The sequence below is a fragment of the Azoarcus sp. Soil_N_20 genome (assembly GCF_057656155.1).
In genome coordinates this window covers 1-15401 of record NZ_JBDGKX010000031.1, presented here as the reverse complement: position 1 = coordinate 15401, position 15401 = coordinate 1, and the positions used below count along the sequence as shown (strand labels likewise).

At 62.0% G+C, this 15401-nt stretch carries 12 protein-coding genes and 1 tRNA gene; all 13 read left to right on the top strand.

Translation table 11 applies throughout. The features are described from left to right. Positions 1-77, top strand: a 77-nt coding sequence (locus AC3A35_RS27425) for an EF-Tu C-terminal domain-related protein (protein ID WP_201785588.1), incomplete at its 5' end; no start/stop codon positions are given. A gap of 64 nt (positions 78-141) precedes the next feature. Beyond that, positions 142-217: transfer RNA gene (locus AC3A35_RS27420), tRNA-Trp, on the top strand. Between the two features lie 24 nt (positions 218-241). Beyond that, positions 242-589: a preprotein translocase subunit SecE gene (gene secE, locus AC3A35_RS27415; protein WP_487439727.1), complete on the top strand. Its 348-nt coding sequence runs from the start codon at positions 242-244 to the stop codon at positions 587-589. Between the two features lie 2 nt (positions 590-591). Beyond that, entirely contained in the window at positions 592-1125 is a 534-nt protein-coding gene (nusG, locus tag AC3A35_RS27410) for a transcription termination/antitermination protein NusG (protein ID WP_487439726.1), read from the top strand. 107 nt (positions 1126-1232) lie between these two features. Next, complete coding sequence (gene rplK, locus AC3A35_RS27405; protein WP_487439725.1) at positions 1233-1664, top strand: 50S ribosomal protein L11; 432 nt, start codon at positions 1233-1235, stop codon at positions 1662-1664. Positions 1665-1666: 2 nt separating this feature from the next. Next, positions 1667-2362, top strand: coding sequence for a 50S ribosomal protein L1 (gene rplA / locus AC3A35_RS27400; protein WP_487439724.1), 696 nt, complete (start codon positions 1667-1669; stop codon positions 2360-2362). A gap of 236 nt (positions 2363-2598) precedes the next feature. After that, positions 2599-3099 carry a 50S ribosomal protein L10 gene (gene rplJ, locus AC3A35_RS27395; RefSeq protein ID WP_487439723.1) on the top strand — a complete coding sequence of 167 codons (501 nt, stop codon included), beginning with the start codon at positions 2599-2601 and terminating at the stop codon, positions 3097-3099. A gap of 38 nt (positions 3100-3137) precedes the next feature. After that, on the top strand, positions 3138-3506 hold the full coding sequence (gene rplL, locus AC3A35_RS27390; RefSeq protein WP_487439722.1) for a 50S ribosomal protein L7/L12: 369 nt from the start codon (positions 3138-3140) through the stop codon (positions 3504-3506). 181 nt (positions 3507-3687) lie between these two features. Continuing rightward, the gene (gene rpoB, locus AC3A35_RS27385) at positions 3688-7821 is read left to right on the top strand and encodes a DNA-directed RNA polymerase subunit beta (RefSeq protein WP_487439721.1); all 4134 of its coding nucleotides are present in this window, start codon (positions 3688-3690) and stop codon (positions 7819-7821) included. Between the two features lie 44 nt (positions 7822-7865). After that, entirely contained in the window at positions 7866-12080 is a 4215-nt protein-coding gene (gene rpoC, locus AC3A35_RS27380; protein ID WP_487439720.1) for a DNA-directed RNA polymerase subunit beta', read from the top strand. A 132-nt stretch (positions 12081-12212) separates the two neighbouring features. Further along, positions 12213-12590, top strand: coding sequence for a 30S ribosomal protein S12 (rpsL, locus tag AC3A35_RS27375; RefSeq protein WP_015437589.1), 378 nt, complete (start codon positions 12213-12215; stop codon positions 12588-12590). 33 nt (positions 12591-12623) lie between these two features. Further along, complete coding sequence (gene rpsG / locus AC3A35_RS27370) at positions 12624-13094, top strand: 30S ribosomal protein S7 (RefSeq protein WP_487439719.1); 471 nt, start codon at positions 12624-12626, stop codon at positions 13092-13094. A gap of 106 nt (positions 13095-13200) precedes the next feature. Continuing rightward, positions 13201-15297 carry an elongation factor G gene (fusA, locus tag AC3A35_RS27365; RefSeq protein WP_487439718.1) on the top strand — a complete coding sequence of 699 codons (2097 nt, stop codon included), beginning with the start codon at positions 13201-13203 and terminating at the stop codon, positions 15295-15297. Positions 15298-15401 lie beyond the last annotated feature (104 nt).

Sequence of the window (15401 nt, the reverse complement as noted above, 5' to 3'; positions counted from 1 at the left end):
AAGAAGGTCTGCGCTTCGCGATTCGCGAAGGCGGCCGTACCGTTGGCGCCGGCGTCGTCGCCAAGATCATCGAGTAAATCGCGCGAGCGATTGATCGATCTGGAGCGCACCCGAGAAGGTGCGCTTTGTAGTCTCTGCTGCAGGGGTATAGCTCAACTGGCAGAGCGTCGGTCTCCAAAACCGAAGGTTGGGGGTTCGATTCCCTCTGCCCCTGCCACATTTTCCGGAAGTCATTACCTCGATGGCCGATAAGTTGAAGTTCGCGCTGGCACTGGCACTGGTTGCGGCCGGCGTGGTCGGCTTTTACCTGCTTTCCGAGCAGGCGCTGGTGCTGCGTGTGCTGAGCGTGCTGGCCGGATTGGGTGCCGGTATTGCGGTTGCCTGGTATTCCGAAGCAGGTCGCCGTTTTGTCGGGTTCGCTCGCGAGTCGGTTACCGAAACGAAGAAGGTTGTGTGGCCGAGCCGCAAGGAAACGGTGCAGACGACCGGCATGGTGTTCGCCTTCGTGGTGGTAATGGCGATTTTCCTCTGGCTGACCGACAAGAGTCTGGAATGGGTGCTGTATGACCTCGTTCTGGGCTGGAAATGATCATGACAAAGCGCTGGTATGTCGTGCACGCCTATTCGGGCTTCGAGAAGTCCGTGCAGCGTGCGCTCGTTGATCGCGTAAATCGCGCCGGTATGCAGGATGCCTTTGGGCAGATCCTCGTTCCGGTCGAGGAAGTGATCGAGATGAAGGGCGGTCAGAAGAGCATTACCGAGCGTAAGTTCTTCCCGGGTTACGTGCTCGTCGAGATGGAAATGAACGACGAGTCGTGGCATCTGGTCAAGTCCACGCCCAAGGTTACCGGCTTCGTTGGCGGCACCGCCACCAAGCCGTCGCCGATTTCCGAGAAGGAAGTCGAGAAGATCATGCAGCAGATGCAGGAGGGGGTCGAAAAGCCTCGTCCCAAGGTGCTGTTCGAAACCGGCGAGGTGGTTCGGGTCAAGGACGGTCCCTTCACCGACTTCCATGGTGCGGTCGAAGACGTCAATTACGAAAAGAGCAAGCTGCGGGTTGCGGTGACGATCTTTGGTCGCGCCACACCGGTAGAGCTGGATTTCGCTCAGGTCGAAAAGGTCTGAGCGTGAAGCGGCGGGCGCTGTGCGCCCGCCACTGCCCGTTCACGCGGGCGGAAAGAGGAGCGTCGGGACCCCCGGCGCGCTAGTACTCAACACAGGAGCGAGCCGCAATGGCAAAGAAGATTATTGGTTACATCAAGCTGCAGGTTCCGGCCGGCAAAGCCAACCCCAGCCCCCCGATCGGTCCGGCGCTGGGTCAGCGCGGTCTGAACATCATGGAGTTCTGCAAGGCCTTCAATGCCAAGACCCAGGGTCTTGAGCCGGGTCTGCCGATTCCGGTGGTGATCACCGCGTTCGCCGACAAGAGCTTCACCTTCATCATGAAGACGCCGCCGGCGACGGTCCTCATCAAGAAGGCTGCCGGGATCCAGAAGGGTTCGGCGAAACCGCATACCGACAAGGTCGGATCGGTGACGCGCGCCCAGGTCGAAGAAATTGCCAAGTCCAAGATGAGCGACCTGACGGCGGCGAATCTGGAAGCAGCCGTGCGTACGATCGCCGGCTCCGCGCGCAGCATGGGCATCACCGTGGAGGGTCTGTAATCATGGCCAAGATTTCAAAGCGAGTTCAGGCGCTGCGCGCCAAGGTCGACCGCAACAAGGTCTATCCGGTTGCCGAAGGCCTGGCCCTGGTGAAGGATTGCGCAACCGCAAAATTTGACGAGTCGATCGACGTTGCGATCAATCTCGGCGTGGATGCACGCAAGTCGGACCAGGTGGTCCGCGGTTCCGTCGTGCTGCCGGCCGGCACCGGCAAGTCGGTCCGTGTGGCCGTTTTTGCCCAGGGTGACAAGGCCGAGGCTGCGCGTGCAGCGGGCGCCGATGTGGTCGGTTTCGAAGACCTCGCCGAGCAGGTCAAGGGCGGCACCATCGATTTCGACCTTTGCATCGCCACCCCGGATGCCATGCGCGTGGTTGGTCAGCTCGGTCAGATCCTCGGCCCCCGTGGCCTGATGCCGAACCCGAAGGTCGGTACGGTGACGATGGATGTCACCACCGCAGTGAAGAACGCCAAGGCCGGTCAGGTCCAGTATCGTACCGACAAGGCTGGCCTGGTGCACGCCACCATCGGCCGTGCGTCGTTTGCGGTGGAGTCGCTGCAGCAGAACCTGAATGCATTGGTCGACGCGCTGGTCAAGGCCCGTCCGGCCGCGGCCAAGGGTGTGTATCTGCGCCGTATCGCGCTGTCGAGCACCATGGGTGCCGGGGTGCGCGTCGAAACGAATACAGCCGCCAGCTGATTGGCGGAGCAGGAACTTTGGGCCGTCCCGGCGCCTAGGTGCCGGGCGGATCGTCAAAGACCGCAGGTGCGTCTTGCCTTCCGGGCAAGCGTCTAATTGTCTCCGGACTGCCTGCGCAGATGGTGTGCCCAGAACAGGATTCTGGTCGGTAAGCCGGCCGTACCCCTGATCCAGGTCGCCGTGGGTGCGGATCGCAGTTTGCGGTTCGCGTGTTGACTTGAAAGGAGTAAAGGCCTGTGAGTCTCAATCTCGATGACAAGAAAGCCGTAGTGGCAGAGGTGTCGGCACAAGTAGCCAACGCCCAGACTATCGCGGTGGCCGAGTATCGCGGTATCGCAGTGGGTGATCTCACCGCGCTGCGTGCCAAGGCCCGCGAAGCTGGCGTCTATCTGCGTGTGTTGAAGAACACCCTGGTGCGTCGTGCGATCGCCGAAACGCAGTTTGCCGGATTGTCGGATCAGTTGGTCGGTCCGTTGATCTATGGCATCTCTGCAGATCCGGTTGCAGCAGCCAAGGTACTCAATGATTTCGCCAAGGGCAATGACAAGCTGCAGCTGAAGGCTGCGTCCTATGCGGGCAATACGCTCGACAAGGCCGCTGTTCAGGCGCTGGCCTCGATCCCGGGTCGCGAAGAGTTGCTCGCCAGGCTGCTGGGCATCATGCAGGCGCCGGTTACCGGCTTCGCATGCACCCTTGCCGCCCTCGCCAAGAAGCGCGAGGAAGAAGCGGCAGCTTGACCGTTTTCTGAAAAGTTTCGATTTTGGAGTGATTTGAAATGGCAATCAGCAAAGATGACATCCTCGAAGCCGTAGGCTCGATGACCGTGATGGAACTGAACGACCTGGTCAAGGCGTTCGAAGAGAAGTTTGGCGTGTCCGCTGCCTCGATGGCCGTGGCTGCTCCGGGCGCCGTTGCCGCAGTGGTGGAAGAAAAGACCGAATTCGACGTCATCCTGCTCGCCTGCGGCGAGAAGAAGGTCGAAGTCATCAAGGTCGTTCGGGCTGCCACCGGCCTCGGCCTGAAGGAAGCCAAGGACGTCGTCGACGGCGCGCCGAAGGCGGTGAAGGAAGCAGTGTCGAAGGCCGACGCCGAGGCACTGAAGAAGCAACTGGAAGATGCTGGCGCCAAGGTCGAGATCAAGTAATTCTCGCTTTCGCTGCAGGGCTGGCGTTCTTGAAGAGCGCCAGCCCTTTCGTGCTTTGTGAAGAAGCACGAAGCCAGAACAAAGCGTCCCCGAATTTTTTCCCCGCTGACGTGTCTATCCGATTCGGGCCGTGGGCGCTGTGTTCTGTCTTCCCGACGTTCGACCTCTAGCTGGAGCATTCATGGCGTATTCCTACACTGAGAAAAAGCGTATCCGCAAGAGCTTCGCCAAGCGCGCGGCCGTGCTCGATGCGCCTTTCCTGCTCGCCACCCAGATCGAGTCGTTTGCTGCGTTCCTGCAGGCGGATACTCCGCCCGAGTCGCGGCTGAATGATGGCCTGCAGGCGGCCTTTACCTCGATCTTCCCGATTTCGAGCCATAGTGGCAATGCCCGGCTCGAGTTCGTCCAGTTCATGCTGGGCGAGCCCGCCTTCGATGTGAAGGAATGTCAGCAACGGGGCCTGACCTTTGCTTCGCCGCTGCGCGCCCGCGTCCGCCTCGTGATCATGGATCGCGAAGCACCGAAGGAAACCATCAAGGAAGTGAAGGAGCAGGAAGTCTACATGGGCGAGATTCCGCTCATGACCGTGACCGGCTCTTTCGTGATCAACGGTACCGAGCGCGTGATCGTGTCGCAGCTGCACCGCTCGCCGGGCGTGTTCTTCGAGCACGATCGGGGCAAGACCCACTCCTCGGGCAAGCTGTTGTTCTCCGCGCGGATCATCCCGTACCGCGGCTCGTGGCTCGATTTCGAGTTCGATCCGAAGGATTACCTGTATTTCCGCGTCGACCGTCGGCGCAAGATGCCGGTCACCATCCTGCTGCGTGCGATCGGCATGACGCCGGAAGAGATCCTCGAGACCTTCCACGACTTCGACGCATTCCACCTGTCGGCAGAAGGTGCCCATTTCGAACTGGTGCCCGATCGCCTGCGCGGCGAGGTGGCCCGTTTCGATATCACCTCGCCGGACGGCAAGCTGATCGTGGCCCGCGACAAGCGCATCACCGCGAAGCACATTCGCGAGCTGGACCAGGCCGGCGTGAAGACCATGTCGGTGCCGGACGACTTCATTCTCGGTCGCGTGATTGCCAAGAACGTGGTCGATCCCGAAACCGGTGAGATGGTGGCGCGGGCCAACGACGAGATTACCGAAGATCTGCTCGACAAGCTGCGCGATGCGGGCGTCCGCGATCTGCAGACGCTGTACGTCAATGATCTCGATCGCGGCGCCTACATCTCGTCGACGCTGCGTATCGACGAGACGGCCGACCAGTGGGCCGCCAGGGTCGCCATCTACCGGATGATGCGTCCGGGCGAGCCGCCGACCGAGGACGCCGTCGAGGCGCTGTTCCAGGGCCTGTTCTACGCCGAGGAGCGTTACGACCTGTCGACCGTGGGCCGGATGAAATTCAACCGCCGCGCCTATCCGGAAAAGATCGACGAGCGGACGCCGGGTTGGCTCAAGCGCTTCTATGAGGCAGTCGGACCGCATGGAGAGGAAGGCCGCGGCGTACTGGCGAACGAGGACATCCTCGCCGTCATCGGCGTGCTGGTCGAATTGCGCAACGGCCGGGGCGAGATCGACGACATCGATCACCTCGGCAACCGCCGTGTGCGTTCGGTCGGCGAGCTGGCCGAGAACCAGTTCCGTGCCGGTCTGGTACGGGTCGAGCGTGCGGTCAAGGAGCGCCTGTCGCAGGCCGAGTCCGACAACCTGATGCCGCATGACCTGATCAACGCCAAGCCGATCTCGGCCGCGATCAAGGAGTTCTTCGGTTCCAGCCAGTTGTCGCAGTTCATGGACCAGACCAATCCGCTGTCCGAGATCACCCACAAGCGTCGTGTCTCGGCGCTCGGACCGGGCGGTCTGACGCGTGAGCGCGCGGGCTTCGAGGTTCGCGACGTGCATCCGACCCACTATGGTCGTGTGTGCCCGATCGAAACCCCGGAAGGTCCGAACATCGGGCTGATCAACTCGCTGGCGGTTTATGCGCGGACCAACCGCCACGGCTTCCTCGAAACCCCCTACCGCAAGGTCGAGGATAGCCAGGTCACCGACCAGATCGACTACCTGTCGGCAATCGAGGAAGGTCAGTACGTCATCGCGCAGGCCAACGCCGAGATGAACGAGGACGGTCGCCTGGTCGGCGATCTGGTCTCCTGCCGTCACAAGGGTGAATTCGCCCTCGCGACCGCGGATCAGGTGCAGTACATGGACGTTGCACCGGGACAGATCGTGTCGGTCGCCGCTTCGCTGATTCCCTTCCTCGAACATGACGATGCGAACCGCGCCCTGATGGGTGCGAACATGCAGCGTCAGGCCGTACCCTGCCTGCGTCCGGAAAAGCCGTTGGTCGGTACCGGGATCGAGCGCACGGTCGCGGTTGACTCCGGTACCGCGGTTCAGGCCACCCGCGGCGGCACGGTCGATTACGTCGATGCACAGCGCATCGTGGTGCGCGCAAACGACGCCGAGGCCCTGGCCGGCGACGTCGGTGTCGATATCTACAACCTGATCAAGTACACGCGCTCCAACCAGAACACCAACATCAATCAGCGTCCGGTGGTCAAGGTCGGCGATCGCATCGTCCGTGGCGACGTGATTGCCGACGGGGCGTCGACCGACCTCGGCGAACTGGCGCTGGGCCAGAACATGCTGGTCGCGTTCATGCCGTGGAACGGCTACAACTTCGAAGATTCGATCCTGATCTCCGAGCGCGTGGTGGCCGACGACCGCTTCACCTCGATCCACGTCGAGGAGCTGACCGTCGTTGCCCGTGACACCAAGCTCGGACCCGAGGAAATCACCCGCGACATCGCGTCCTTGGGCGAGGCCCAGCTCGGTCGCCTGGATGAGTCCGGCATCGTGTATATCGGGGCCGAAGTCGAAGCCGGCGATGTGCTGGTCGGGAAGGTCACGCCCAAGGGCGAGACCCAGCTGACCCCGGAAGAGAAGCTGCTGCGCGCCATTTTCGGCGAGAAGGCTTCGGACGTGAAGGACACTTCGCTGCGCGTACCCTCGGGTATGGTCGGTACCGTGATCGACGTCCAGGTGTTCACCCGTGAAGGCATCGAGCGCGACAAGCGTGCGCAATCCATCATCGACGACCAGCTGCGCAGCTTCAAGATGGATCTGGCCGACCAGATGCGCATCGTCGAGCGTGACGCGTTCGCCCGGATGCAGCGCATGATCGTCGGGCAGAAGGCCAATGGCGGACCGAAGAAGCTGGCCAAGGGTGCCGACATCACCGTCGACTACCTGGAGTCGCTGGAGCACTACCACTGGTTCGACATCCGCCTGGCCGACGAAGGCCTCGCGACCCAGCTCGAAGCGATCCGCGAAGGTCTCGAAACCACCCGCAAGGACTTCGATCAGGCCTTCGAGATCAAGAAGCGCAAGCTCACCCAGGGCGACGAACTGCCGCCGGGCGTGCAGAAGATGGTCAAGGTCTACCTCGCGGTCAAGCGTCGTCTGCAGCCGGGCGACAAGATGGCCGGCCGCCATGGTAACAAGGGTGTGGTGTCGAAGATCGTTCCGGTCGAGGACATGCCCTACATGGCCGATGGGACCTCGGTCGACATCGTGCTCAACCCGCTCGGCGTGCCGTCGCGGATGAACATCGGTCAGATTCTCGAGACCCACCTCGGCTGGGCGGCCAAGGGCCTGGGCCAGAAGATCGACAAGATGCTGCGCGCCAATGCCGCCGTGCAGGAGGTCCGTGGCTTCCTCGAGGAGATCTACAACGGCAGCGGCAAGCCCGAGGAGTTCGGTCAGTTCGACGACAAGGAAATTGTCGAGCTGGCGTCGAACCTGGTCAAGGGGGTTCCGTTCGCCACCCCGGTGTTCGACGGAGCCAAGGAAGAAGAGATCAGGAAGATGCTCGAACTTGCCGGCCTGCCGGTTGGCGGCCAGGTCACCCTGTTCGACGGTCGTACCGGCGAGGCGTTCGAACGCCAGGTCACGGTCGGCTACAAGCACGTCTTGAAGCTGCACCACCTGGTGGACGACAAGATGCATGCGCGGTCTACCGGCCCGTACTCGCTCGTCACCCAGCAGCCGCTGGGCGGCAAGGCACAGTTCGGTGGCCAGCGTTTCGGTGAAATGGAAGTGTGGGCGCTGGAAGCCTATGGCGCCGCCTATACCCTGCAGGAGATGCTGACGGTCAAGTCGGATGACGTAACCGGCCGGACCAAGGTGTACGAGAACATCGTCAAGGGTGAGCACAAGATCGATTCCGGCATGCCGGAGTCCTTCAACGTGCTGGTGAAGGAAATTCGTTCCCTGGCGATCGACATCGATCTGGACCGTGGTTGAACCGGAGACATCGCGTAACCCGCATGTCCTGGATGGAGTGATACATGAAGAGCCTGCTCGCTGATCTGTTCAAGCAAACCCTGCCGCACGAGGAAGAGTTCGAGGCCATTACCATTGGCCTGGCCTCGCCCGACAAGATCCGGTCCTGGTCCTATGGTGAGGTCAAGAAGCCCGAGACCATCAACTACCGCACGTTCAAGCCTGAGCGCGACGGCCTGTTCTGCGCCAAGATCTTTGGCCCGGTCAAGGACTACGAGTGCCTGTGCGGCAAGTACAAGCGTCTCAAGCATCGTGGCGTGATCTGCGAAAAATGCGGTGTGGAAGTCACGCTGTCGAAGGTGCGCCGTGAGCGCATGGGCCACATCGAACTGGCCAGCGTCGTTGCCCACATCTGGTTCCTGAAGAGCCTGCCCAGCCGTCTCGGCATGGTGCTCGACATGACCCTGCGCGACATCGAACGCGTGCTGTACTTCGAAGCCTTCGTGGTGGTCGAGCCCGGCATGACCCCGCTCAACCGCGCGCAGTTGCTGACCGAGGACGACTACCTCGCCAAGGTCGAGGAATACGGCGACGATTTCGACGCCGTGATGGGCGCCGAAGGCATCCGCGAACTGCTGCGCACGCTCGACGTCAGCCGCGAAATCGAGAAGCTGCGTTCCGACCTCGAGACCACCGGGTCCGAAGCCAAGATCAAGAAGTACTCGAAGCGCCTGAAGGTGCTCGAGGCCTTCCAGCAGTCCGGGATCAAGCCGGAATGGATGATCCTCGAAGTGCTGCCCGTGCTGCCGCCGGACCTGCGTCCGCTGGTGCCGCTCGACGGCGGGCGCTTCGCCACGTCCGACCTGAACGACCTGTATCGTCGCGTGATCAACCGCAACAACCGCCTCAAGCGGCTGCTCGAGTTGAAGGCGCCGGACATCATCGTGCGCAACGAAAAGCGCATGCTGCAGGAGTCCGTCGATTCCCTGCTCGACAACGGCCGTCGCGGCAAGGCGATGACCGGCGCCAACAAGCGCCCGCTGAAGTCCCTGGCCGACATGATCAAGGGCAAGGGCGGCCGCTTCCGTCAGAACCTGCTCGGCAAGCGCGTCGATTATTCGGGCCGTTCGGTCATCACCGTCGGTCCGCAACTCAAGCTGCACCAGTGCGGCCTGCCCAAGCTGATGGCGCTCGAGCTGTTCAAGCCCTTCATCTTCAACAAGCTGGAGCTGCTCGGCCTCGCGACCACGATCAAGCAGGCCAAGAAGATGGTCGAGTCGCAGGAGCCGGTGGTGTGGGACATCCTCGAGGATGTCATCCGCGAGCATCCGGTGATGCTCAACCGGGCGCCGACCCTGCACCGCCTCGGTATCCAGGCCTTCGAGCCGGTATTGATCGAAGGCAAGGCGATCCAGCTCCACCCGCTGGTTTGCGTGGCCTTCAATGCCGACTTCGACGGCGACCAGATGGCCGTCCACGTCCCGTTGTCGCTGGAAGCGCAGATGGAAGCCCGCACCCTGATGCTGGCCTCCAACAACGTGCTGTCGCCCGCCAACGGCGAGCCGATCATCGTGCCGTCACAGGATATCGTGCTGGGTCTGTACTACGCGACCCGCGAAGGCATCAACGTGCCGGGCGAAGGCATGATCATGGCCGACGTGAGCGAGGTCAAGCGCGCCTACGAGTCCGGGCAGATTTCGCTCCACGCCAAGATCACGGTGCGTCTGAAGGAGGCCGACCTTGGTCCCGACGGCGAGCGGATCGAGAAGATCAACCGCTACGAGACCACCGCCGGTCGGGCCATTCTGTCCGAGATCCTGCCCGCCGGGCTGCCCTTCAGTGCGATCGACCGTCCGCTGAAGAAGAAGGAAATCTCGAAGCTGATCAACGCCTCGTTCCGCCGCTGTGGCCTGCGCGCAACGGTGATCTTCGCCGACCACCTGATGCAGTTCGGCTATCGCCTCGCGACCCGGGCCGGGATCTCGATTGCGGTCAAGGACATGCTCGTCCCGAAACTCAAGGAAGATCTGATCCGCGCGGCCGAATCCGAAGTCAAGGAAATCGCTCAGCAATACACCTCGGGTCTGGTGACCGACGGCGAACGCTACAACAAGGTCGTCGATATCTGGGGTCGCTGTGGCGACCAGGTGGCGAAGGCGATGATGGAGCAGCTCGGCTCGGAGCTGGTGGTCGATCGGCATGGCAACACGGTCAAGCAGGAGGCCTTCAATTCGATCTACATGATGGCCGACTCGGGCGCGCGCGGTTCTGCCGCCCAGATTCGTCAGCTCGCCGGCATGCGTGGCCTGATGGCCAAGCCGGATGGCTCGATCATCGAGACCCCGATCACGACCAACTTCCGTGAAGGCCTGAACGTTCTGCAGTACTTCATCTCCACCCACGGTGCCCGTAAGGGTCTGGCGGATACGGCGCTGAAGACGGCCAACTCGGGTTACCTGACCCGTCGTCTGGTCGACGTGACTCAGGATCTGGTGGTCATCGAGGACGATTGCGGTACCCGTGAGGGGTTCTCGATGAAGGCCCTGATCGAGGGCGGTGAAGTCGTCGAGCCCTTGCGTGACCGGATCCTCGGCCGCGTCTGTGTCGAAGACGTGATCAACCCCGATACCCAGGAGACCGCAATCGAGGCGGGCTCGCTGCTCGACGAGGACGCGGTCGACCTGATCGAGGTCCTCGGTGTCGATGAAGTCAAGGTGCGTACGCCGCTGACCTGCGAGACCCGCTACGGTCTGTGTGCCAAGTGCTACGGTCGCGATCTCGGCCGGGGTTCGATGGTGAACGCAGGCGAGGCAGTCGGTGTGATCGCCGCCCAGTCCATCGGCGAGCCGGGTACCCAGCTGACCATGCGGACCTTCCACGTGGGCGGTGCCGCGTCGCGGGCGGCGTCGGCAAGTGGCGTCGAGGCGAAGTCGAGCGGTACCATCCGCTTCGCCGGCAACATGCGTTATGTTTCCAGCGCCAAGGGCGAGAAGGTGGTCATCGCGCGTTCCGCCGAAGTGGTGGTGGCCGACGAGATGGGGCGCGAGCGCGAACGCCACAAGCTGCCGTATGGCGCGATGCTGCTGGTCGATGACGGCGCCCCGGTGAAGGCCGGTGCCAAGCTGGCGACCTGGGATCCGCACACCCGGCCGATCGTCACCGAGTACTCCGGTACGGTGAAGTTCGAGAACGTCGAGGAGGGCGGGACGGTCGCGAAGCAGATCGACGAGGTTACCGGTCTGTCCACGCTGGTGGTCATCGACTCCAAGCGTCGCACCGCCTCGGGCACGGCCAAGGGCGTGCGCCCGCAGGTCAAGATGCTCGACGAGACCGGCGAAGAGGTGAAGATTGCCGGTACCGACCACGCCGTGACCATCACCTTCCAGGTCGGCTCGCTGATCACGGTGAAGGACGGTCAGCAGGTCAGCGTCGGCGACGTGCTCGCCCGCATCCCGCAGGAGTCGGCCAAGACGCGCGACATTACCGGCGGTCTGCCGCGGGTGGCCGAGCTGTTCGAAGCCCGCTCGCCGAAGGACGCCGGTCTGCTGGCGGAGTACACCGGCACGGTCTCGTTCGGCAAGGACACCAAGGGCAAGCAGCGTCTGGTGATTACCGAGCCGGACGGCACGGTGCACGAGTTCCTGATCCCGAAGGACAAGCACCTGATGGTGCACGACGGACAGGTGGTGAACAAGGGCGAGCTGATTGTGGACGGTCCGGCCGATCCGCACGACATCCTGCGCCTGCAGGGCATCAACGAGCTTGCCCGCTACATCATCGACGAAGTGCAGGACGTCTATCGGCTGCAGGGCGTGAAGATCAACGACAAGCACATCGAAGTGATCGTGCGTCAGATGTTGCGTCGGGTGGTGATCAACGATTCGGGCGACAGCCGCTTCATCCGTGAAGAGCAGGTCGAGCGGTCCGAGGTGCTGGACGAGAACGACCGCCTGGAAGCCGAAGGCAAGCTGCCGGCTCAGTACCAGAACGTACTGCTCGGCATTACCAAGGCATCGCTTTCGACCGATTCGTTCATCTCCGCGGCTTCCTTCCAGGAAACCACCCGGGTGCTGACCGAGGCGGCGATCATGGGCAAGCGCGACGAACTTCGCGGTCTGAAGGAGAACGTCATTGTCGGTCGTCTGATTCCGGCCGGTACCGGTCTCGCATATCACCGCAGCCGTCGGGCGCAAGTCGCGGGAGAGGATCTCGGATCAGGCCACGCCTGGCTGCCGGAGGAATCTGTCGCGGAAGAGCATCACGACAGTCAAGCCAGTTGACTTCTTTATAAGTCTCGGACTAAACTCCGGCCTCTTTTTGTGGACCGACCAATCGTAGTCGGTCGCAGCCGGAATAAACCGCCCGAGGCGGCCCGTGGTGGGCTGCCTCGGTTTTTTGGGAATTCTCAAGCTATGCCAACAATCAATCAGCTTGTCCGCAAGCCGCGTCAGCTGGAAGTGACCAAGAGCAAAGTGCCTGCGCTCGAGGCCTGCCCGCAAAAGCGTGGGGTATGTACCCGCGTCTACACGACCACGCCGAAGAAGCCGAACTCCGCGCTGCGTAAGGTCGCGAAGGTTCGTCTCACCAACGGTTTCGAGGTCATCTCCTACATCGGTGGGGAAGGTCACAACCTTCAGGAGCACTCCGTGGTCCTGATTCGTGGTGGCCGGGTAAAGGATCTGCCGGGTGTGCGCTACCACATCGTTCGCGGCTCCCTCGACCTGCAGGGTGTCAAGGATCGGAAGCAGTCGCGCTCCAAGTACGGCGCGAAGCGTCCGAAGAAAGCCTGATAGTCGACACCAGAATATTATCGAGGGGTTGTAATGCCGCGTCGTCGTGAAGTACCAAAACGTGAAATCCTGCCGGATCCCAAGTTTGCGTCCCAGGATGTTTCGAAGTTCATCAATGTGATCATGCAGTCGGGCAAGAAGTCCGTTGCTGAGCGCATCGTCTACGGTGCGTTCGAGCACATCACCACCAAGGGTGGCAAGGATCCGCTGGAAGTGTTCGCCGCTGCCGTGGCCAACGTCAAGCCGGTGGTCGAGGTCAAGAGTCGTCGTGTCGGTGGTGCGAACTACCAGGTGCCGGTCGAGGTGCGTCCGTCGCGCCGCATGGCGCTCTCGATGCGCTGGCTGCGCGAGGCTGCGCGCAAGCGCGCCGAAAAGTCGATGGCCCAGCGTCTGGCCGGCGAGCTTCTCGAGGCCGCTGAAGGTCGCGGTTCCGCGATGAAGAAGCGCGAGGAAGTCCACCGTATGGCGGAAGCCAATAAGGCGTTCTCGCACTACCGCTTCTGATCCTGATTGGTGGCGGTAACTCGGGCCCTGTATAGGGCTCGATTGTTTTTAACGAAACGAACGGTTCATCGCGCCATGAGCGCGACTAACGTAAGGCAGGTATAACGTGGCTCGCAAGACTCCTATTGAGCGCTACCGCAACATCGGTATCTCAGCGCACATCGACGCCGGCAAGACGACAACGACCGAGCGCATCCTTTTCTACACCGGCGTCAATCACAAGATCGGTGAGGTGCATGATGGCGCCGCCACGATGGACTGGATGGCGCAGGAACAGGAGCGCGGGATCACGATTACCTCGGCCGCCACGACCTGCTTCTGGAAGGGCATGGAAATGTCCTATCCCGAGCACCGCTTCAACATCATCGACACCCCGGGTCACGTCGACTTCACGATCGAAGTCGAGCGTTCGATGCGGGTGCTCGATGGCGCCTGCATGGTCTACTGTGCGGTGGGTGGCGTGCAGCCGCAGTCCGAAACGGTATGGCGTCAGGCAACCAAGTACAAGGTGCCGCGTCTGGCCTTCGTGAACAAGATGGATCGCTCCGGCGCCAACTTCTTCAAGGTCGTCGAGCAGATGAAGACCCGTCTGAAGGCGAATCCTATTCCGATCGTCATTCCGATCGGGGCCGAGGATACCTTCACCGGTGTTGTCGACCTGCTCAAGATGAAGGCGATCATCTGGGACGAGGCGTCCCAGGGCATGAAGTTCGAGTACCGCGAGATCCCGGAAGATCTGGTCGATCTGGCCAACACCTGGCGCGAGCAGATGGTGGAGGCGGCTGCGGAAGCCAACGAAGAGCTGATGAACGAGTACCTCGAGAACGGCGAGCTGTCGGAAGACAAGATTCGCGCCGGTCTGCGTCAGCGCACCCTGGCCTGCGAAATCCAGCCGATGATGTGCGGTACCGCGTTCAAGAACAAGGGTGTCCAGCGCATGCTGGATGCGGTGATCGAGCTGCTGCCGTCGCCGGTCGACATTCCGCCGGTTGTCGGTCTGGATGACGACGAGAAGGAAACCTCGCGTCGCGCAGACGACTCCGAGAAGTTCTCGGCGCTCGCCTTCAAGCTGATGACCGACCCGTTTGTCGGCCAGCTGACCTTCGTTCGCGTCTATTCCGGCGTGCTGCACTCCGGCGAGACCGTGCTGAACTCGGTCAAGGGCAAAAAGGAGCGTATCGGCCGCATCCTGCAGATGCACGCCAACGAGCGCGAAGAAATCAAGGAAGTGCTCGCCGGCGACATCGCGGCCTGCGTCGGCCTGAAGGAAGTGACCACGGGCGAAACCCTGTGCGACCCGAGTGCACCGATCATCCTCGAGCGCATGATCTTCCCGGATCCCGTGATTCATATCGCGGTCGAGCCGAAGACCAAGAGCGACCAGGAAAAGATGGGTATTGCGCTCGGCCGCCTGGCTGCCGAGGATCCGTCGTTCCGCGTTCGTACCGACGAGGAATCGGGGCAGACCATCATTTCCGGTATGGGCGAGCTGCACCTCGAGATCATCGTCGATCGCATGAAGCGCGAGTTCAACGTCGAAGCCAACGTCGGTGCGCCGCAAGTGGCCTACCGCGAGGCGATCCGCAAGGCGGTCGAGCAAGAGGGCAAGTTCGTCAAGCAGTCCGGCGGCCGCGGTCAGTACGGCCACGTGTGGATCAAGCTCGAGCCGAACGAAACCGGCAAGGGTTACGAGTTCGTCGATGCGATCAAGGGTGGCGTGGTTCCGCGCGAGTACATCCCGGCGGTCGACAAGGGTCTGCAGGACACCCTGCCGAATGGCGTGCTCGCCGGCTTCCCGGTGGTCGATGTGAAGGTCACCTTGTTCGACGGCTCCTACCATGACGTGGACTCGAACGAGAACGCGTTCAAGATGGCAGCCTCCATGGCGTTCAAGGACGCGATGCGCAAGGCCAACCCGGTGTTGCTCGAGCCGATGATGGCGGTCGTGGTCGAGACGCCGGAGGACTACATGGGCAATGTCATGGGCGATCTCTCGGGTCGTCGCGGCATCGTTCAGGGCATGGACGACCTGCCTGGCGGGATCAAGGAGATCAAGGCCGAGGTGCCGCTGGCCGAGATGTTCGGTTACGCCACCCAGATGCGTTCGCTGACCCAGGGGCGGGCGACGTACTCGATGGAATTCAAGCACTATGCCGAAGCGCCCAAGAGCGTGGCCGAGGCAGTCATCAACAATCGCAAGTAATCTACGATCTGAAGCGAGGAATTAGTAATGGCTAAGAGCAAGTTTGAGCGTACGAAGCCGCACGTAAACGTTGGCACGATTGGCCACGTTGACCACGGCAAGAC

Coding starts and splice junctions, on each gene's coding strand:
- rpsG (WP_487439719.1), top strand. CDS start 12,624: ATGCCGCGTCGTCGTGAAGTACCAAAACGTGAAATCCTGCCGGATCCC.
- rpoB (WP_487439721.1), top strand. CDS start 3,688: ATGGCGTATTCCTACACTGAGAAAAAGCGTATCCGCAAGAGCTTCGCC.
- nusG (WP_487439726.1), top strand. CDS start 592: ATGACAAAGCGCTGGTATGTCGTGCACGCCTATTCGGGCTTCGAGAAG.
- rplK (WP_487439725.1), top strand. CDS start 1,233: ATGGCAAAGAAGATTATTGGTTACATCAAGCTGCAGGTTCCGGCCGGC.
- rplL (WP_487439722.1), top strand. CDS start 3,138: ATGGCAATCAGCAAAGATGACATCCTCGAAGCCGTAGGCTCGATGACC.
- rpoC (WP_487439720.1), top strand. CDS start 7,866: ATGAAGAGCCTGCTCGCTGATCTGTTCAAGCAAACCCTGCCGCACGAG.
- secE (WP_487439727.1), top strand. CDS start 242: ATGGCCGATAAGTTGAAGTTCGCGCTGGCACTGGCACTGGTTGCGGCC.
- rpsL (WP_015437589.1), top strand. CDS start 12,213: ATGCCAACAATCAATCAGCTTGTCCGCAAGCCGCGTCAGCTGGAAGTG.
- rplA (WP_487439724.1), top strand. CDS start 1,667: ATGGCCAAGATTTCAAAGCGAGTTCAGGCGCTGCGCGCCAAGGTCGAC.